The 19,473-nt window shown below is 59.2% G+C and carries 19 protein-coding genes and 1 other RNA gene; 10 read left to right on the top strand and 10 right to left on the bottom strand.

Annotated features, from left to right (window positions below; genetic code table 11):
• Positions 1-126: 126 nt before the first annotated feature.
• The 6 genes from GTQ55_RS02885 to GTQ55_RS02860 form a co-directional block, all read right to left on the bottom strand.
• Entirely contained in the window at positions 127-1,380 is a 1,254-nt protein-coding gene (locus GTQ55_RS02885; RefSeq protein WP_161857384.1) for a hemolysin family protein, read from the bottom strand.
• Between the two features lie 6 nt (positions 1,381-1,386).
• The gene (locus tag GTQ55_RS02880) at positions 1,387-2,427 is read right to left on the bottom strand and encodes a rhomboid family intramembrane serine protease (protein WP_161857383.1); all 1,041 of its coding nucleotides are present in this window, start codon (positions 2,425-2,427) and stop codon (positions 1,387-1,389) included.
• 170 nt (positions 2,428-2,597) lie between these two features.
• Entirely contained in the window at positions 2,598-3,833 is a 1,236-nt protein-coding gene (locus GTQ55_RS02875; protein ID WP_237567789.1) for a UbiH/UbiF/VisC/COQ6 family ubiquinone biosynthesis hydroxylase, read from the bottom strand.
• A gap of 87 nt (positions 3,834-3,920) precedes the next feature.
• A complete protein-coding gene (locus tag GTQ55_RS02870; protein WP_237567788.1) occupies positions 3,921-5,198 on the bottom strand; it encodes an FAD-dependent monooxygenase in 1,278 nt (425 codons plus the stop codon).
• Positions 5,195-6,544: a Xaa-Pro aminopeptidase gene (gene pepP, locus GTQ55_RS02865; RefSeq protein WP_161857382.1), complete on the bottom strand. Its 1,350-nt coding sequence runs from the start codon at positions 6,542-6,544 to the stop codon at positions 5,195-5,197. Before pepP ends, GTQ55_RS02870 begins: the two co-directional genes overlap by 4 nt.
• A 23-nt stretch (positions 6,545-6,567) precedes the next feature.
• Entirely contained in the window at positions 6,568-7,140 is a 573-nt protein-coding gene (locus tag GTQ55_RS02860) for a UPF0149 family protein (protein WP_161857381.1), read from the bottom strand.
• 324 nt (positions 7,141-7,464) lie between these two features.
• Between GTQ55_RS02860 and GTQ55_RS02855 the strand changes: the two genes are divergently transcribed.
• The 4 genes from GTQ55_RS02855 to GTQ55_RS02840 all read left to right on the top strand — a co-directional run bounded on the left by GTQ55_RS02855 (position 7,465) and on the right by GTQ55_RS02840 (position 9,054).
• Positions 7,465-7,671, top strand: coding sequence for a TIGR02449 family protein (locus tag GTQ55_RS02855; RefSeq protein ID WP_161857380.1), 207 nt, complete (start codon positions 7,465-7,467; stop codon positions 7,669-7,671).
• On the top strand, positions 7,668-7,982 hold the full coding sequence (locus GTQ55_RS02850; protein ID WP_161857379.1) for a cell division protein ZapA: 315 nt from the start codon (positions 7,668-7,670) through the stop codon (positions 7,980-7,982). Before GTQ55_RS02855 ends, GTQ55_RS02850 begins: the two co-directional genes overlap by 4 nt.
• A gap of 231 nt (positions 7,983-8,213) precedes the next feature.
• A non-coding RNA gene (gene ssrS / locus GTQ55_RS02845) (6S RNA) lies at positions 8,214-8,393 on the top strand.
• Positions 8,394-8,454: 61 nt separating this feature from the next.
• The gene (locus GTQ55_RS02840; RefSeq protein ID WP_161857378.1) at positions 8,455-9,054 is read left to right on the top strand and encodes a 5-formyltetrahydrofolate cyclo-ligase; all 600 of its coding nucleotides are present in this window, start codon (positions 8,455-8,457) and stop codon (positions 9,052-9,054) included.
• 92 nt (positions 9,055-9,146) lie between these two features.
• On the opposite strand, the gene GTQ55_RS17750 is transcribed toward GTQ55_RS02840, so the two are convergent.
• Positions 9,147-9,287: a hypothetical protein gene (locus GTQ55_RS17750; protein WP_162276141.1), complete on the bottom strand. Its 141-nt coding sequence runs from the start codon at positions 9,285-9,287 to the stop codon at positions 9,147-9,149.
• Positions 9,288-9,641: 354 nt separating this feature from the next.
• A complete protein-coding gene (ilvA, locus tag GTQ55_RS02835; protein WP_161857377.1) occupies positions 9,642-11,165 on the bottom strand; it encodes a threonine ammonia-lyase, biosynthetic in 1,524 nt (507 codons plus the stop codon).
• A gap of 163 nt (positions 11,166-11,328) precedes the next feature.
• On the opposite strand from ilvA, the gene rpiA reads away from it, so the two are divergent.
• The 3 genes from rpiA to GTQ55_RS02820 all read left to right on the top strand — a co-directional run bounded on the left by rpiA (position 11,329) and on the right by GTQ55_RS02820 (position 13,236).
• Complete coding sequence (gene rpiA / locus GTQ55_RS02830) at positions 11,329-12,006, top strand: ribose-5-phosphate isomerase RpiA (protein ID WP_161859969.1); 678 nt, start codon at positions 11,329-11,331, stop codon at positions 12,004-12,006.
• 45 nt (positions 12,007-12,051) lie between these two features.
• Complete coding sequence (locus GTQ55_RS02825; RefSeq protein WP_161857376.1) at positions 12,052-12,675, top strand: transglycosylase SLT domain-containing protein; 624 nt, start codon at positions 12,052-12,054, stop codon at positions 12,673-12,675.
• A gap of 216 nt (positions 12,676-12,891) precedes the next feature.
• Positions 12,892-13,236, top strand: coding sequence for a DUF4168 domain-containing protein (locus GTQ55_RS02820; RefSeq protein WP_161857375.1), 345 nt, complete (start codon positions 12,892-12,894; stop codon positions 13,234-13,236).
• Between the two features lie 35 nt (positions 13,237-13,271).
• Here GTQ55_RS02820 and GTQ55_RS02815 read toward each other — a convergent pair whose 3' ends face one another.
• Positions 13,272-13,598 (bottom strand): helix-turn-helix domain-containing protein, encoded by a 327-nt coding sequence (locus tag GTQ55_RS02815; protein ID WP_161857374.1) that lies wholly within the window; start codon positions 13,596-13,598, stop codon positions 13,272-13,274.
• Between the two features lie 215 nt (positions 13,599-13,813).
• Here GTQ55_RS02815 and GTQ55_RS02810 point away from each other — a divergent pair, with 215 nt between their 5' ends.
• On the top strand, positions 13,814-14,875 hold the full coding sequence (locus tag GTQ55_RS02810; RefSeq protein ID WP_237567787.1) for an AraC family transcriptional regulator: 1,062 nt from the start codon (positions 13,814-13,816) through the stop codon (positions 14,873-14,875).
• Positions 14,876-14,942: 67 nt separating this feature from the next.
• Here the strand turns inward: GTQ55_RS02810 and GTQ55_RS02805 are convergent, their stop codons facing one another.
• Positions 14,943-16,175 (bottom strand): OmpA family protein, encoded by a 1,233-nt coding sequence (locus GTQ55_RS02805; RefSeq protein ID WP_161857372.1) that lies wholly within the window; start codon positions 16,173-16,175, stop codon positions 14,943-14,945.
• A gap of 309 nt (positions 16,176-16,484) precedes the next feature.
• Between GTQ55_RS02805 and GTQ55_RS02800 the strand changes: the two genes are divergently transcribed.
• Together GTQ55_RS02800 and GTQ55_RS02795 are read left to right on the top strand one after the other, a co-directional pair.
• On the top strand, positions 16,485-18,086 hold the full coding sequence (locus GTQ55_RS02800; RefSeq protein ID WP_161857371.1) for a carboxylesterase/lipase family protein: 1,602 nt from the start codon (positions 16,485-16,487) through the stop codon (positions 18,084-18,086).
• A gap of 205 nt (positions 18,087-18,291) precedes the next feature.
• Positions 18,292-19,440 carry an acyl-CoA dehydrogenase family protein gene (locus GTQ55_RS02795; RefSeq protein WP_161857370.1) on the top strand — a complete coding sequence of 383 codons (1,149 nt, stop codon included), beginning with the start codon at positions 18,292-18,294 and terminating at the stop codon, positions 19,438-19,440.
• The last annotated feature ends 33 nt before the right edge of the window (positions 19,441-19,473 follow it).

The raw sequence follows: 19,473 nt of genomic DNA, 5'->3' as shown, positions 1-19,473 counted from the left end.
TTGTTATCCGCTCGAACCATGCATTTTTCAAGTCCCTTGCGATGAACCGTTGATATATCCGGTTGATCCATTCCCAGACGATACTGGTGGGATCGGAAGCAGGCGCAAATGGGCAGTGACGCGCCGTTACTTTTTGTCGCCCGGTCTCTTGCTCTGGCTGTCGTTTTTTTTGTCGCCCTGCCTGTCGCTGTCGCTATCCTTGTGCCCTGAGCTGTCGACCGAGCCCGGGGCAGTATCCCGGGAGTCTTCGCCCTCGTGTAGCTGCCGCTGAATTTCCTCCCGCAGAATATCATGGGGCTCTTCACCGGCCTGCTCCCGCTGTGCCGCTTCATCCACCCGCAGGCCATAGCGCTTGGACCGCCACCGCCACAAACGCTTGGCCAACTCCTGGCGATCGGGCGTTTTGTCCGCCTCGTCGAGGATCTCCTCTCCGAGCAGGGTCTCCAGGATATCTTCCAGGGTCACCAGCCCTTCCAGACTGCCGTATTCATCCACTACCGCGCTGATCTGCAGCCGCCGCGCCAGCATCTTGTGAAACACCTGATATATGGCTGCGGTTTCCGGAACCATCAGCAAGTCGCGGCGCAATCCGCGCAGGGAATCCTCGCGCTCACCACGAGCATAGGCCAACAGCAGGTCCTGTTTCAGTACGAAGCCGACCACCAGGTCCGGGTCATCCTGTTCGTACACGGGAATACGTGAAAAGCGACTGTTCTCTACCTGCTCGTAGGCCTCGGCGATACTCAGTTCCTGTGGCAGGGAAAACACCACGGTGCGCGGTGTCATTACCTCGCGTACGGAGTGATCCCGCAGGGTAAAGAACAGGTTGTGCAGGATACTGGACTCGTGCCGTTCCAGCTGCCCCTCGGCCTCCCCGAGCTCCGCCATCACCGCAAATTCCTCGCGACTGAACCCGGTCAATACCGGCCCGTGAGTGAGGCCCCGGGTCAACTGTTCGGAAAGCCACACAAAGGGCTTGAGCAGCCATACCAGATAACGCAGGCCATACGCGGTGACCGGAGCCAACTGCCGCCAGTAGAGAGCGCCGAGCGTTTTTGGAATGATTTCGGAAAAAACCAGGATCAACAGGGTCAGCACGGCGGAGGCTATTCCGAGGTACTGGTTTCCGAATACCGCCGCGGCCTGCGCGCCCGCCCCGGCCGCTCCCACAGTGTGCGCGACGGTATTCAGGGTCAGGATGGCGGCCAGCGGCGCGTTGATATCGTCCTTCAACTGTCGTAACAGTCGTCCAGACTTGTGCCCCTCCCGCTCCATCAGACTGACATAGGGGCGAGTGACACTGAGGATTACCGACTCTGCAATGGAGCACAGGAAGGAAAAAACCAGCGCAATCAGTATGTAGACAATCAGTAGCAACATGAGTGATCAGAATTCTTTTCGGGAATCGGAAATGGCTTCTGCGGTACGCCCATGCCCGGCGGAAAAATACCGCCGCGCGCCGCCTGCCGCGCAGAATATCAGCGCGAGCAGCAGGCCCGCGGCAAAACCGCCAATATGCGCTGCGTTGGCAATACCGACTGAAAATATTTTTTCAACAACGCCTATCGCACACAATACGAGCCAAACAATCATCAGCCAAATTACGGATTTTGGAACATCTTTCCAGCGCGGTGCCCATATCTGAATGACGAAAACCGCACCAACCATTCCATAGACCACGCCTGACATCCCTCCGAACTTGATCTCAGGAGACCAGAGGAATTGTAGAAAATTAGCGACGGGAGCAACGATTAGTACTAATAATGTAAACAATAACGTTCCCGCTCTGGCTTCCAGTGACCGGCCAACGATCCATATGCCAAGACTGTTAAACAGAGCGTGGGGCAATGAGAAATGGATCATTGCCGGCGTCCACAAACGCCAGAATTCACTTGCTGCGATGTGCTGCCCCAAACTCGAATCGGGAATATTGAAGTCCCCAGGAGGTTGAGGGGAGATCACAAGCCCCGAGTCCAGACCCGACCATTGTAAAAACCAGCCGATAAAACACAGCGCAATCAGGATCAGGCTCAACGGCGTCTGCCGCAGTGACCACTGTGGAATCACCGATGGCGGGACCATCTGCTGAGGTTTGGGTTTCGCCGCTGCATCCGCGGGTGCATCCGGCTGTGCACCAGGCTCGCCCCCCTCTCCACTGTCTGTTGCCGGCGCCGGTGTGGGCTCCGGCATGGGCTGGTCCGCATCGTAGGTGTGCACCTGGATCTGGGAAAGATCCACTTCCCCCGCCCGCCAGCGCTCCAGCAACTGCTGCATCGGCTCTACCAGTTGTGGCGCCAGGCTGGCGACACACTGGCAATTGTTTTCCTCACTGATGCGCATCGGCAGCTGATGACGATGGATAAATTCGGCCACCGCCGACAGGTCCTCACTCAGGGGAAATTCACAGACAGTAATCCAGTTGCTCAAACGCAGGCCTACTCAAATCTACAGTTAAAAAATCTAAAGTTAAAAATGCGAACGCGGGACTCTAACAAATTTCTCCGGGGGATTCCGGAAACGCCAGGACGACGCCATAAAAAAACGCGGCCGGATTGCCGCGTTTTTTGTATCCGCCCAGCGATGCCCGGCTCGCGCCATCACACCGACATGGCGCGCATGATGATGCGCTTTTTCAGTAGCGGGCTGGCATCCACCATACTCAGGCCGGTGTTGCGCAACCAGCGCCAGTGCAGGTCGCCGGCACCGAACAGGGATTTGAATGTACTCATGGCCTTGAGGGTCGCGGCATTTTCTCCGCGACGACGGCGCTGATAACGGGTAAGTACCGAGGCGTGTGAGGGAGAAATATCCCGCTTGATGGCACGGTCGATCTCTTCACTCAGTACCAGTACGTCCATCAAGCCCAGGTTGACCCCCTGCCCGGCAAGTGGGTGGATACTGTGGGCGGCATCGCCGATCAGTACCGCACCAGGCCCGAAGTAGGACTCCGCATGGCGCGCGCGCAGGGCAAAGGAGAAACGCTCACTCACCGACTCGATGGTGCCGAGGCGGCTTTCGAAGGCCTTCTCCAGGTTCAGGGCAAACGCCTTGTCATCCAGCATGACGAGCTCGCGGGCGAGACTGTCGTCGGCCGACCAGACCACCGCGCAATGGCGGTCGTCACCCAGCCCGGCAAGGGGCAGGAATGCCAGCGGGCCGGTATCCAGAAAACGCTGCCAGGCGGTCGACTGGTGCGACTGCTCACAGCGGGCAACACAAACGAGGGCCGTCTGCTGATACTCCACATCCCGGGTACGGATTCGCAGCAGGTCCCGTACACGCGAACGCGCTCCGTCGGCGCCAATCAAAAGGCGGGTGGTAAGCACCGGGGACTGGTTATCCAGCCCCTCCACCGTTTCCCGGTCGGGGCTGCGCGACTGCAGATGCCAGAGGCCGCAATCCCGCCACCAGCTCTCCAGCTTGAAGCCGGTGACCAGGTCGACATTACTCAACTCGGCTATGCGCTCACGCAGGGCCGCCAGAATCACGCTGTTTTCCACGATATGGCCGAGGTTTGGCAACTTCACATCGCGGCAGTCGAACCACACCGAGCCGGTGCCCTCCGCATCCCATACCCGCATCTGGGTATAGGGGCATTCACGCTTGCCGGCGATCCTCTGCCAAGCCCCCACTTCCTCCAGAAGAGCGCGGGAGGCCTCGGTGAGTGCGACCACACGGGCGTCGTAACTGTCTTCCCGCACCAGGGGGTCTACATTCGATGCTTCCAGCAGCGAAATACGCATTTCCGGGTGCCGCACGGCAAGCAATGCTGCCTGCGCCATCCCCACCATGCCGCCTCCGACGATGGTTACGTCCATTCGCTGTCTGTTCATAGGCTGTGGTTCTCCGGGAAAGAAATGGTCAAGCGGCCGGACGGTCCATCGTCGGCGGCCTGTACAGGTTGCACCGTTATAGTGTGCTTACAGCGCAAGTCCCGCTGCCTGGCGGGCAAAACCCGAACGCAGTGCCGGTGCCAGCGCCAGGCCCAGCAATCCCGCCTGCCGCAGACCGCTGAGCAGCAGGCTGCGCGAGGCAAACAAGGGGGGAACCCGATCGCTGAACCCGATGGTCAATTGCTGGTCATGTTGACGTTCGCGCCAATAAGCCTGAAGTAAGTCTAGCTCGCCGGGGCCAGCCTGCCCGAAATCCGTGCCTTTCCCTGCCATTGCGCGACCAATGGTCCGGGCGAGGCCGTCACAGTCGCGCAGGGTGAGATTGAAGCCCTGGCCGGCCACCGGGTGCAGGAAGTGTGCGCAGTTACCCACCAGTGCCAGCCCGCGGCGCACCTGTTCGCGGGCGAGGGACAGTTTGAGCGGATAACCCTGTACCCGGCCGGCACGCACAATACGCCCGGCGCGCCAGCCGAACGTCTGCTGCAAATGACCAATAAATGCATCCTCGGGCAACGACGCCAATCGCTCCCAATCGCCCTGCTCACAGGTCCATACCAGCGCTGCGCGATGTATGCCGTCCCGGCGGGGCAACGGCAGCAGTGCCATGGGACCGCTATCGGTAAACCGCTCGAAGGCCACGCCAGCATGATCCCGCTGCAGGCCAACGGTGGCGACCAGCGCCTGCTGGTGATAGTCCACTTCTTGCGTGGCAATTCCCAGCTGGCGGCACAGGGGAGAGCCGGTACCATCGGCAACGACCAGCAGGCGCGTTCGCAGCGTCTGCTGGTCGGCCTCTTTCGCCCCGGCAGCTCGCCATGAAAGCACGGCTCCGTCTGCGGTCATTGCCACATCACCCACTTCGGCGGGCGCCAATACATCGACACGGGTCTTTTCCAGTGCGCGGTAGAGCAGCGGTCCGAGCGCGGCATTTTCAATCACCGCCCCGAGCATGCCATCAAAACTGGCCTCTGACTCGCGCGCAGCGTTCAGGCTCGCGCCCATACTGTGCCCGCGGTCGGAAACATCGACCCTGGAAATCGGTGCCGCGTACGCACGCAGTGCCGGCCACAATCCCAGCTCATCGAATATCTGCAGACTGCCAGCGGCAATGGCCGTGGCGCGGGTGTCGAAGCTCGGCAGGCTGAGGACCGCATTGCTGTCTGGCAACGCATGCCGTTCCAGCAGTGAAACCTGCAGCGCCGGGCAGTGGTGAGCGAGCAGCAGCGCGAGGCTGGCGCCGGCCATGCCTCCGCCGACGATCGCCACATCGGTATTTTTGATCGCTTCGGCCGTATCCGGGATCACAACAACGTCTCCTGTACCAGGTCGCCGGAGCGCATCAGGTACTCAATATCTGCGATCGATTTGGGCGCAGCAGCAGAAAGAACCTGCGGCCCACCTTTCAACAAAGCAACATCGTCTTCGATACGGATACCGATACCGCAGAATTTCTCCGGCACACCCGGCTCTTCCGCGCCGATATAGATACCGGGCTCGACCGTCATGGTCATCCCCGGCTCCAACTGTCGCCACTGACCATGCACTCTGTAATCGCCAACATCGTGTACATCCATACCCAGCCAGTGCCCCACACGGTGCATATAAAAGCGGCGGTAGGCGCCGGACTCGATCAGTCCGTGCAGATCCCCCTTGAGCAGGCCGAGATCTTTCAGCCCTCTGCAGATCACCTCCACGCTGGCCAGGTGGGGATGATCCCAGTCGTTGCCGGCCACAATTTTCTCGATGGCCGCCTGCTGACTGGCAAGTACAATTTCATATACCGCCTTCTGCGGCCCGCTGAAACGACCATTGACCGGGTAGGTGCGCGTAATATCCGCGGCGTAACCGCGATATTCACAACCCGCATCGACCAGAACCAGGTCGCCATTTTTGAGCGGCGCGCTGTTGGCCACGTAATGCATTACCAGGGCATTGCGACCACCGCCGACAATGCTCGGGTAGGCGGGCTCGCGAGCTCCCGCCGTGGCGAATGTATGCAGCAACTCCGCTTCCAGTTGATATTCATACATACCCGGCTGGCAACGCTGCATGGCACGGAGGTGGCCCTCGGCACTGATTTCGGCAGCCCGCGCCATCAGGCGGATTTCCGCAGCGCTTTTGAACAGGCGCAGATCATGCAGCTGGGGATCCAGGCTCACCATTTCCGGCGCCCGCTTTAACCCCGGCGCACTGCTACCCGGCGCCTGTTCGATGGCCTTCAGGTAACCTTGCAGGCGGCGATCCAGTTGCGGGAACCGACCCATGGTGTAATAAATCAGATCGCGTCCTTCCAGCAGTCCGGGCAGGATGTCGTCCAGGTCGCTGATAGGGAAGGCGTCGCACAGTCCGCAGTATTCTGCTGCGCGTTCCGGCCCCAGGCGTGGGCCATCCCACATTTCCTTTTCCGCGTCACGCTCACGACAAAACAGCAGAGTTTCACCCCGTTCACGGCCCGGCACCAGAACCAGCAATGATTCCGGTTCATCAAAGCCGGTCAGGTAGGAAAAATCGCTGTCCTGGCGAAAAGGAAAATACGTATCGCGCGAGCGCAGCTGCTCACGGGCGGCCGGCACAATGGCGAGGCTGTTGTCATCCAGCCGTTCAATCAGGCGCTGCCGGCGGCGGGCATATTCAGCTTTGGAAATATTCATAACGGAAACCGCGGCATCCCCGCTCAGTGCAGGGTGGGGCCCGCAGGCTTGTCATTTTCCCCGTGCGATGAGGGCGGGTTGCACTCCACAAAAATATTCAGGGCTGCCATCCGCACGTATTCCTGCACCTCAAAAAGCTCCCGCTCCTGCTCGGCACCGTTTTCGAGAGAAGCGGCATCCAGCTGGGCAATTTCGGCAAAGTCTTTCAGTGCTTCACTGCTTGTTGGCAACAGCTCGCCGGAATATTTGCCAATGCCAAAACCGTGCAGGAATCCTTCGCACCAGAGGCACAGGGTCTGGCCGCGCTCCGCCAGTTCGTCGCTACTACTCAGCAGGGGCTGGAAGATAAAACTTTTGTCGGAGAGGTCCTGCTTGCTCCGCTCAACCAGTGCTAGGCTATCCCGGGTCAGGTCGGCCGGCAACGCGTCCAGGTCGAGAAACTCCGCCACTTCTTTTTTCCAGCGCGCCTGATCCGGGCGCGCACCGGCGGCGAGAAGGCCGCAGATAAACCCGTGCAGTTCGCTCGGGCCGATTTTGCCTCCCGCTGCGACGATATGATTGGCGAGCGCGTCGAACGATACCTGCACTGCGGACATAAAGACTCCTGAAACCTCGGTGAACCATTGCGCGAGTATCGGGGTGCACACTCTCACAAAATTAATTCGCGACCTGCTGAAAATTTGAACGGTGACCGGGAAAAATGGCCAGCCAGCCCAGACAATAGGCGTACAACACCCGAATGTGCGAATAAATCACCAAACTGGCGAAATAATGACTGGCGCCCACCGATATAAACGTCATATAGACACTGGAGGGTAATTGACCCCCAAATACACCGGCAATATAGTAGCGGAATCCCCCGCCTCGCGCAGGTCGCTGGACTATTGCAGGAAGGGTGGACCACGGAACACGCAGGAATTATGGATAAAATACAGGCGTTAGAACTCAAGCTGGACTCATTGCTACAGCAGTGCCAGCAGCTGGCTGCAGACAATCGCGCGCTGCGCGAGCAGGAAGGCCAGTGGCAGCGGGAGCGCCAACGGCTGATTAAAAACAACGAAGTGGCTCGCAGCCGGGTTGAAACCATGATCAACCGGCTCAAGGGCCTGGGCCAAGAAAACGGATGAGCAGTAAACCGCACAATTCAGCCACGGTGGCCGTGACGATTCTCGACAAAGAGTATCGTGTCGCCTGCTCGGAAGAAGAGCAGCCCGGCCTGCAGGCGTCTGCAAAACTGCTGAATGAACGCATGGCGAAGATCCGCAATGGCGGCACCGTGATCGGTGCCGAGCGTATCGCCGTGATGGCGGCACTGAATATTGCCCACGAACTGATCCAGGCAAAAGCCGATCTCGCCCGACAACCGGTAGAAGAGCAAATGCTCGATCGCCTGCATGAAAAAGTACAGGCCGCGCTGGAAAAATTCGACAGACTGTAAGCGACCGTCACTGCGTCGCAATTCCACCCAACGCCCGTCCTGACCTGTATTTTTTTGTGCATGCAGCCCGCATGCGCTTTACCTAGCACACCACGCATTTCATGCCGGTACCGCACCTTTCCTTGTGCCCTTTTCTCACAGCCTCCGAACGTTACTTGACTAACGCTAAAAAGCACATTTTGGCGCGAAAGTGCGTTTAGCCAAGTGTTGCCACAAGGGGTATACTTATCTCTCGCCCTGAAGTGTTGGCCAGTTGACTATGTCCTGAGCCGATAATTCTACCCTGGAGGTTTCCAGCGGATGTTGGTGTGCAAGTCCGCCATGCAGCGGAAAGCCTTATGCATTCCGGGAACCCCCACCTTGAGCCTTACGGTTCAAGGCTATGTCATCAGCCGCATCTTCGGGGCTCCTAATTTCCTTTCCTGCACCGGTTTTTCCTGTCGGCGCAGTCAGTTCTGACATCGCAACCACAATGCCTGACTCTCGTGCCACGCCATCCAAGCAACAGCTGCGTCGCCAGATTCGCGCAGCTCGGCGCGCACTGAGCACTCATCAACAGCGAATCGCCAGCCGCAGGCTCTGTGCTCGCCTGGCGCTATGCGCGGAGATGAAACGTGCACACCATATCGGCCTCTACTGGCCGATGGATGGCGAGATTGACCCGCGCCCGTTACTCGACCGCTTCCCCCACAAGCATTTCTACCTGCCAGCATTGCCTCGCGCCGCACGCACCAGCATGACGTTTCTGCACTGGCCCGGTGCCACCCTGCGATACCGCAACCGCTATGGTATTCCGGAGCCGATTGTCGGCCGTAGCAAGCCCATGGTCCCGCAGCGCCTGGACCTGGTCCTGCTACCTCTCGTGGCCTTTGACCCCCGAGGCGCTCGCCTCGGTATGGGTGCCGGTTATTACGACCGCACCTTCGCGTTCAAGCACTTGCACCCGGGTCGTGGCCCCGAACTGGTCGGGGTCGCCCACCAGCTACAGTGCGTGGATCACCTGCCGGCAGAAAGCTGGGATATCCCGCTGGCATTGGTCGCCACGGATCAGCGCCTGTACCGCTGCCGCTAGACAGCACACCGGCGGATTTTCGAACAGGCACAAAAAAGCCGAACCGCTGTTTCCAGGGTTCGGCTTTTTTGATTTGGCGTCGGGCGGAGGGATCAGCGAGTGACCACTCCCTGCTGCAAGGCTGCCGGAGCTTCTTCCTCATCGGAAGAGAACACCTCAGTCAGACCAGAACTGCTTAGCAGTACGCCCGCAACAAAGACAACTACTGCGAGTGTCAATGCATCGGGTTTCATGGGGACCATCCTGTAAGATTTGAATTCTTTTTGTTTTCAAGCTCTTTTACGCTGGCGATCTTCGCCGCCAGTGGCGATTTGGACCTTGTTCACCCGGAAAGTTCCCGGCAGAAACACAAAATTCCCGCCGATGCCTGCCTTTCCGGCTGACCCAAGAGGGCCAATCACCGGTCAAAAGATACTCGATCGATGGCCAAATAGTAACCCGTCAAGGTCTTTTTTTTGAGAAAAACCTCACATTTTTAAAATTGCAAGTTCGACAGAACCCCAGTGGTGATCTACTCATCGCAAAAAATGACGACTCGAGCACGATTCTGACGCCAAATCGCGCCTCTTGCCCCGTTTTCACCCACTCTAACGCCCCTGCGACAGGAAAAAGCGATAGGCCGGATTCTCGGTTTCCTCCCAGAAGGGGTAGTGCAACTGGTCCAGCAGCGCTTTCAGTGCCGGGCGCTCCGCCTCGGCAACCTCCAGACCGACCAGCACACGACCGTAGGCGGCACCGTGATTGCGGTAGTGGAACAGGGTAATGTTCCAGCGGCCCGCCAGCTGCTCAAGGAACTTACGCAGGGCCCCGGGGCGCTCGGGAAACTCGAAGCGGTACACCACTTCATTTTCAATCCCCGGCGCCCGCCCGCCCACCAGGTGGCGGATATGCAGCTTGGCCATCTCATTGTCGGTCAGGTCTGTCACCCGGTAGCCACCCTCCTGGAGCTGGCTTACCAGCTGCTGGCGGTCCGCATCGGTACTTACCTGGATGCCGACAAAGATGTGGGCCTCGCCACTATTCGCGTAGCGGTAATTAAATTCGGTAATGGAGCGGTCGCCGAGGTCACGACAGAACTGTAGATAGCTGCCCGGTTTTTCCGGAATAGTCACTGCCAACACCGCCTCGCGCTTTTCGCCAATCTCGGTGCGCTCGCTGATATACCGCAGACGGTCGAAATTGGTATTGGCGCCACTGCACACAGTGGCCAGCGCCTGATTCCGCTCGCCGCTCTGCTCGGCGTACTTTTTCAACCCGGCAAGGCCAACGGCCCCGGCCGGCTCCGCGATCGAGCGGGTATCTTCAAAGATATCCTTGATGGCCGCGCAGATCTCGTCGGTGGTCACGGTGATGACACCGTCGATGGTCTCGCGCAGTACACGGAAGGTTTCCTCACCGATCTGCCTCACCGCCACGCCGTCGGCGAACAGGCCCACCTGGGGCAGGCGTCCTTCGCGGTTACCTTCCGCCATCGCCAGCTTGAGGCAGGCGGCATCTTCCGGTTCTACCGCGTAGACCTTGATCTCCGGGCGCACATACTTGATGTAGGCGGCCATGCCCGCAGCGAGGCCGCCGCCGCCCACCGGGATAAACACCGCATCCAGGTTGCCCGGGTGCTGGCGCAACAACTCCATGGCAACGGTGCCCTGTCCGGCAATGACATCGGGATCGTCGTAAGGATGGATAAATACCAGGCCGCGTTCTTCCACCAGCTCTCTGGCGCGGGTTGCGGCTTCATCAAAGGTATCTCCGTGCAGCACCACTTCCGCACCGCGCATGCGCACCGCGTTCACCTTGATCGCAGGTGTCGTCGACGGCATGACGATGGTGGCGCGCACCCCCAGCTGCTGGGCACCGAGGGCAAGGCCCTGGGCATGGTTACCGGCGGAGGCACAGATTACGCCCTTGGCGCGCTGTTCCGGCTCCAGTTGCAGGAGCTTGTTATAGGCACCACGAATCTTGAAGGAGAACACCGGTTGCAGGTCTTCGCGCTTCAGCAAAACACGGTTGCCGAGGCGATGGGACATCTGGCGCATCGGCTCCAGCGGGGTTTCGATGGCGACATCGTAAATGCGCGCGTCTAAAATGCGCTTGATATAGGACTTGGGCATGACAGAAATCGGCAGCCGGTGGACGTTAGTGAGCCCGCCAGTCTAATCGCTACGCAGCATCAAAGCCACACGAAAGCCGGTTTTGCGCGAAAAAATATTCGCCAGCGGGCATTTTTATCGCAAACATTGCACAAGGAAGCCTCTACTCCTCATGAAAGAGCCCATAAATCAGGATCAACTCAAGCAGGACGTCGCCCGCGCCGCGGTCGAATACATCACTCCCATGCTGGATGCGGACACCATCGTCGGTGTCGGTACCGGTTCCACCGCCAATTACTTCATCGACTTCCTGGCAGAGAAAAAGGGCCTGTTCGACGGTACCGTCGCCAGCTCCGAGGCCTCTGCCGAGCGCCTGAAGTCCCACGGGATCCCGGTCTATGACCTGAACGCGGTCGATGGCATCCGCGTTTACGTGGATGGTGCCGACGAAACCAACCCGCTGTTGCAACTGATCAAGGGCGGTGGTGCGGCCCTCACCCGGGAAAAAATCGTCGCCGCCTGCTCCGAAGAATTCGTCTGCATTGCCGACGATAGTAAATGGGTGGAAGTGCTGGGCAATTTCCCGCTGCCGGTAGAGGTGATTCCAATGGCACGCTCCTACGTGGCAAGGGAACTGGTAAAGCTTGGCGGCGACCCGGTGTATCGCGAAGGCCTGACCACCGACAACGGCAATGTCATCCTGGATGTGCACAATATGCAGATCGCCAAACCGCTGGCACTGGAAGACGCCATCAACAATATTACCGGCGTGGTGACCAACGGCCTGTTTGCCGCACGTCCGGCCGATGTACTCCTGCTGGGTACCGCTGATGGCGTCAAGACCGTGAAATCCAAGGTCTGACCCCGCTGGTCAAACCGATTATTGAACGCAGTTAGTTGAGAATCGATGACAAAAAAAAATAAGCGATTGAAGCTGGCGCTGCTCGCCCTGCCGCTACTGGCGGCAGGCTGCGCCACCACCCCTCCCAGCAACACTGACGACCTGTGTGAGATCTTCCGCGAAAAAGACGACTGGTATCACGACGCGGCCAAGTCCGCGCGCAAGTGGAACACCCCCATCGCCACCATGATGGCCACCCTGCACCAGGAATCCCGCTTTGTGCACGATGCCAAGCCGCCGCGCACCAAAATCCTGTGGATCATCCCCGGCCCGCGCCCGTCGGATGCCTACGGTTACGCACAAGCGCTGGGCACCACCTGGAAGAGTTACCAGCGCGCATCCGGCAACTATCGCGGGGACCGTGACGATTTTGAGGACGCTGTCGATTTTGTCGGCTGGTACCACAACACCAGCCAGCGCCAGTGCCGCATCAAGCCCAACGACACCTACCATCTGTACCTGGCATACCACGAAGGCCAGGGCGGATATAACCGCCGCACCTATCGCAACAAAAAATGGCTACAGAAGGTTGCGCACAAGGTATCTGCGCGCGCGCAAACCTACCAGCAGCAACTGAATCGTTGCGAGGCTTCGCTCAAGAAACGTAAAAAATTCCTCGGGCTGTTCTGAATACATCTGGCTAACAGCGCACAAAACCTTTACCGCCAGACCGATCTGGCGGCGAATGGCGCAAACACACCAGAATAACAACTACCCTTTGCAGACAGCGCTTTGCCACTATGGCCGACTTGAGAACAGGTTTCCTGGCCAAGGCTCTGTAGCCCTCACTTTACGCTGGGCGTGCACTTCGCACAGAAGCGTGTTCTCAATAACGAGAGGTGCTCAATGAAGCCGACCGCCATCTATTCCGCCGCACTTGCTCTGGCTCTCGCCGTTTCCAGTGCCTTCGCCGAAACCGCCGTGAGCGACGCACAACTGCAAAAATTTGCCGAGGCCTATCGCTCCATCGTTACCCTGAGCAAGGAATATGCGCCCAAACTCAAATCCGCCGCTGATGCCGCAGCTGCGGAGGCAATCAATGTGGAAGCCCAGTCCAAGATGGTGGCCGCGGTTCAGAGCGCGGGCCTGAGCAAGGATGAGTACCAGGGCATTGCCACCCAGCTGCGCAATGATCCCGCCCTGCTGCAACGGGTCAACGACATTCTGCAAAAGGCCGCAGGCCAGCAGTAACAGCCAGCCCGGTTTCTGCCCGGGCCATCACACGACTACTCCGGCGCCGGGATCCGCTCCGGCGCCAGCTCCAGCACCCTGGCGATATCCGCCAGGTGTGCGCGCACCCAGCGCGCATCAATGGAACCCCAGTCTTTCAGCGCGTAGTAACCGTCGTTGTTACGCACCCCCTGTTGCACAAATTCCACCCGTGTCCCGTGCCCCGGTAATCCCTTGGCTATCACGTCCTGAATGGTGCGGCGGGGCCAGCCGGTAACCTCCTCGAGCGCCGGGTTATTGGGGCGCGGCAGCCGCTCGATCAGGTAGGTCACCAGCAGGCGCCGGCAGATGGTGGGGTTGAGGTCGGTAGCGGGCTCGAGCATTGAATCGTCCTGTCTCGCAGTAGATCGGTCGGTGGTTGCGATATTTGTAGCACACAAGCTTCCCCAAACTCCAAGCCCGCATGCACTTCCCCGCAGCGCGGGACTTTTTATGCACCTTTTTGCATAATCCCCCCAACAACCCCATAAGAACGACTTGGGCCAGGACAGGCATCCGTTGCCTGCACTCACACCCCAATGACAGCGGAACCGGAAGCGTGACAGTAGAAACCGAAACTCTCGCTCAAGACTCGGAACAGCCAGCGAAAGGATACGCCGAACCCGGCATTCTCGCCGCGGCGGTATTTGCCCACCTCGCTGGCGCCCGTGCCGCGGGTATCGACTGCGAGCAATTGCTGTGTGACTCCGGAGTCGATCCCGCCGCCACCGCCGCGTCCGATGCACGTATTGGCCTCGAGCAACTGGCACGGTTGCTGCGTCTGCTATGGGATCAACTGGGTGACGAGTCCGGCGGCTACCTCGCGCGCCCATGGCTGCCCGGCACGTTTGCGATGATGGGCCACGCCACCATCACCTGCCCCACCCTGCGTCGTGCGCTGCTGCGCTCAAGCCGCTTTGTGGCCATGGTGAGCGACGACCTACATATCAAACTGGTGGAAAACGGCGAGGAAGCCCAGCTGATTTTCCACCACGAAAATCACAAGCAGCTGCCGAACCAGAACTTTGTGGAGTCCATGGCAGTGATCTGGCTGCGTTTTTTCAGCTGGATGATTGATCGCACCATCCTGCTGGAGCGGGTGCACCTCGCATTCCCGCCGCCGGACTACGATGAAGACTACAACGACATGTTTCCCTGCCGGCACTATTTCAACCAGTCGGAAACCTGTCTGGTATTCAGCACCCGCTACCTGGGTTTGCCGCTGACGCGCGACGCGCAACAGCTGAGTGAATTTCTCGCCCGTGCTCCCGAGTGCCTGCTCACCCAGTACAAGTCCGACAACAGTTTTACCGGCCGCATCCGCCGTATGCTGCAGGGTGACAACAGTATCGAAAACCTGTCGCTGGACGATGTGGCGGAACGCCTGTTTACCTCGCCACAGACCCTGCGCCGCCGCCTCAAAGACGAAGGCAACAGTTGGCAGGACATCAAGGATTCCGTGCGCCGCGACATGGCCATGTACCAGCTGAAAGGACAGGAAACTGCCGTGGCAGAGATTGCCGAGCGCCTCGGCTTTTCCGAGCCCAGCGCGTTCAATCGTGCGTTTAAAAAATGGACGGGTCTCGCCCCCGGCGCCTACCGGGACAAGCACCGGAGCTGATTCTTGAACGTTTACACAAAAAACCCGCGGCATGCCGCGGGTTTTTTGTTTGTTAAAAAAGCCGAGTCTATTGCGCCTCGAAGGACCGCACTTTCACCACGATACGACGGTTCGTTTGCTTGCCCTCCTCGGTAGTGTTGTCCGCGATTGGATTGGCTGACCCCATACCGACAGCGTTTACTCTTCCTTCGTCAATCCCGGAGTTGACCAGCAGTGCACGTATCCCCTTGGCACGCGCCTCCGATAATTTCTGGTTGTCTACCGCATCACCATCGCTGTCAGTGTGTCCTTCGATGGTAACCGACAGTCCTGGGTTTTCCTGCATGATCTTGATCAACGTTTGCACGTCGGGCATAGATGCTGCATTCGGCATACTGCCGTCGGTGGGGAACTCGATATTCAGTGCAAACTCACGGTTTGGATCGCGGTTTGCTTTTGCCAGATACTCGCGGAAGGCTTGACCGAAATCTTCGGTGACAGTGGTCGTGGAGGTATCCGGGGCCGCCGCGGTGCCGTCATCGACTCCGGGGTCCGCAGGCGTCTCCTCAATGATCACCTCATCCTGCTCTATCACCTTACCCCCGGCACCATCGTCCAGCGCCTCTTTCTTGGAGCACATGTTCAGTGCCCACAGCACACCGAGCGCAATCAGCAATGGCCACAGCCATTTCGCCATCCCGCTTTTCTTCACCGGCGGCGTGTGTGCCGCCTGCGCAGTGTGTCGCGGGGTGGTTTCCACCACGGTGCGCTCAGCCAGCTCATCGAGATTGTTTACACCCAGTTCTTTCAGCAGTCCTGGTGGCAGCTTGTCTTTGATATGGGTTTTCTGCCCCAGCAACAGCGCGGCCAGCCCCTCCATATTCAGGCCTTTGCTTTTCACGAGTTTGCCCACCAGCGACATGATCACCGGTGCAGCGACACGCAATAGCGAACCACCTTTGGTACTGTCGAGGCCCAGCGTATTGGCGATGACGTTGATCACACCATCACGTTTGCCGCCGAAAACCGACTCCAGCATATTGCCGCCTACGTCTTGCAGGCTGCTCATCTTGTCCGGGCTGGTAAAGATATCCCCCGGTGAAGACAGGTCCATGCTGGTGCTCTTGGTCGCCATATTCAGCAAGGTACCCAGGCCACTCTCGCTGCCTGCCTTGTTCAGCATCCCCGCGAGCACAGAGGCCGCACCGGTGGAGAATGCGGATTCACTCTTGTCGTCGGAAAGCCCCAGCGCGTTACCCAATGCACTGAGACCAGAGGAGCCCAGATGGCGTACCGCCATTTCCAGAAGATTGTCAGCCATGCATGTACCTCGCGATTGCGTTGCTGTTGCGGTTGCATTCGGTGAAACCACTCTCAACAGTGTACGGCAGCTAAAACATCCGGTTAGGTCGATTCAGAATAACAACGCCGAAGTGCATCAGGATTACAAATTTTCCACAGATGACCGCCGGGTGAGCACCACATTTTCACCTGCGCCAACATGACCGGCCAGTTGGCCTCCATTTTGGCCGCTGCAGTAATAACGGTGAAAAAACGCCACCCGATAAAATCCCCCTTGCATGAGGCCGGGCTCATCCGGCCAATACAATAAAAGTCTACGGGGGCACTCATGATTTCCAGGTACTTTTTAGGCGCAGGGCTGCTCGCACTTCTGCTCGCCAGCGGCTGCTCTTCCCGCGCCAATCCGCCGGTTGACACACCGGAACCGACGCCGGACCCACTGCTTCGCACCACCGCTCAGGGCGATATTCGCGGCAGCGTCGACGGCGCAAACAACATGCTCGCTTTCCGCGGCATTCCCTACGCCGAACCGCCGCTCGGAGACCTGCGCTTCGCGCCGCCGCAACCGGCCGCTGCGCACACGGGTGTATTGCAGGCGTCAGACTTTGGCCCCAACTGCGCCCAGGCCGGTGGAGTGATGGGTGGAGCCAGTGACTCCGAAGACTGCCTCTACCTCAATGTCTACACGCCCGAGGAGAGCGAGAACCTCCCGGTAATGGTATGGATTCACGGTGGTGCGTTTATCAGCGGTTCCGGCGGGGAGGAGTACACCCCCGCGCGACTTGTGGCGGAAGATATGGTGGTGGTGACCCTGAACTACCGCCTAGGTGCACTCGGGTTTCTCGCGCACCCGACCCTGACCGCCGAGCAGAGCGGCAGCTCAGGCGCCTACGGCCTTCTGGACCAAAAACTTGCACTTGAGTGGGTACAAGCCAATATCGCCGAATTCGGTGGCAACCCGAACAACGTCACCATCTTCGGCGAATCCGCGGGTGGCCACAGTGTACTGTCGCTGGTCGCTTCACCGCTCACTGCAGGCCTGTTCCACAAAGTCATCGTACAGAGCGGCGCCTACCTGCCCACACAGATATCCCTCGACATCGCGGAACAGCTCGGCAGTGCCACCTTCGACGAGTGCGCGGATACGGCGTGCCTGCGCGCCCTCAGCGTGGAGGAAATCCTCGCGCGGCAGCAGGGCCTGACCGACGGCACCGGGGTAAACCCCAACTACGGCTCCGAAATACTGCCGCAGCACTCGATAGAAAGCGCGCTGTCCAGTGGCAACTACCAGCCCGTCCCCGTGCTGATGGGCACTAACCTGGACGAGTACACGCTGTTTGTCGGCATCGATGCACTGAGTGGCGTCACCCCGCCAACCGCGGAGGACTATCACGCGGAAATCGGCGCACTGATCGGCCAGCCGGCAGAGAGCCCGGCGGTCGTCGGGATCGCGAGTTTCTATCCACTGGATTTATATGGCGGCAATGTCTGGCAGGCGATGGGCGCCATCGGCACCGATGCGGTCTTTGCCTGTAACGCGCTGCGTCAGGCCACGCAGCTCTCGCCAATGGCCGCCACCTATGTGTACGAATTCGCCGACCGCGAGGCGCCTCTGACGATATTGCCACTTCGCCCGGAAGGCCTCGAGCTGGGAGCATCCCATGCGTTTGAAATTCCCTATATCTGGGGCAGTGAAGCGGCATTCCGCGAGATCGGTGCCACCGATGAACAGGTCGAGTTATCCCAACGGATGATCCGTTACTGGACCCGCTTCGCCCGCAATGGTGACCCCAACGGCGACAGTGGCGCACACTGGCCAGCATTCGATGTCGGGGCACAATTCATGCAACTCGGCGGCAGCGAGGTGCTCACCCCAGCGACCGACTTCGCGACCTACCACCGCTGCCCGATATGGGACCCCGCACAATAATCCACAGCCGGCTCTCCAACCCGGGAGGGCCGGAACCTGCATGCCTCCTGTCTAAACGGAATGGCGCCAGGGTCTGGCGCATTATGACGTTTCATATTCTCGCGATTGGGCTAACTTAAGAGGAGCCGGGCACAGCGCTGTCTGGCGCCATTTTCATTACCCAAAATAACGACAGCGATCCAGCGAGAATCCAGAGAGAGCCCCCATGATCCCGAGAACCGTTTACTCCGCCGAACACGAGCAATTCCGCGACAGCGTACAAAAATTCCTCGAGCAGGAGGCAGTCCCCTACCACCACCAGTGGGAAAAAGATGGGCAGGTGGACCGGGACCTATGGCGCAAAGCCGGGGCCATGGGCTTTTTGTGCCCACAGGTTCCGGAAGCCTACGGCGGGCTGGAGCTGGACTTTGGCTACAACGCCATTGTCGATGAAGAGATATCCCGTCTGGGGCTGACAGGCATAGGCTGGGGCCTGCACTCGGATATTGCCGTGCCCTACATCGTCAACTACGCCAGTGAAGCGCAGAAACAGAAGTACCTGCCAGGCTGTATCAGCGGCGATATCGTCACCGCCATTGCTATGACCGAACCCGGTGCGGGCTCGGATCTGCAGGGGGTGCGCACCACGGCCATCAAAGAGGGTGATCACTATCTGTTGAATGGCTCCAAAACCTTTATCACCAACGGCCAGCACGCAGACCTGGTAGTGGTCGTCGCCAAGACCGATCCCGCTGCTGGCGCCGCCGGGGTAAGCCTGTTTCTGGTCGAGGCGGCCCTGCCCGGGTTCAAAAAAGGCACCAATCTCGAAAAAGTGGGCATGAAAGCCCAGGACACCTCTGAACTGTTTTTTGACGACGTGAAAGTTCCGGCAGAAAACCTGCTGGGCGGTGAAGGCCAGGGTTTCATCTACCTGATGCAGGAGCTGCCCCAGGAGCGTCTCAGTGTTGCGGTGAATGCCATCGCCAACAGCGAGGCAGCACTCGGCTGGACCATCGAATACGTACAGGACCGCAAAGCCTTCGGCAAGCCCATCGCCGCCTTCCAGAACACCCAGTTCAAGCTCGCCGAACTGGACAGTGAACTCAGCGCGCTGCGGGTATTTGTCGACCGCTGCCTGGAACTGCACTATGACGAAAAACTCGACGTGGCCACTGCCGCCAAAGCCAAACTGCTGGCCACCGACTTCCAGTGCAAACTGCTGGATGAATGCATGCAGTTGCACGGTGGCTTCGGTTATATGTGGGAATACCCCATCGCCCGCGCCTGGGCGGACGCCCGGGTGCAGCGGATTTATGCGGGCACCAACGAGATCATGAAACTGATCATTTCACGCGACCTGCTGAAGAAAGACTGACCAATATCTTCGAGGTTAACGGCAGTCAGCCGC

The sequence above is a fragment of the Microbulbifer hydrolyticus genome (genome assembly GCF_009931115.1).
In the GTDB taxonomy this organism is placed as follows: Bacteria; Pseudomonadota; Gammaproteobacteria; order Pseudomonadales; family Cellvibrionaceae; genus Microbulbifer; species Microbulbifer hydrolyticus.
This window is presented reverse-complemented; position numbering and strand designations above follow the sequence as displayed.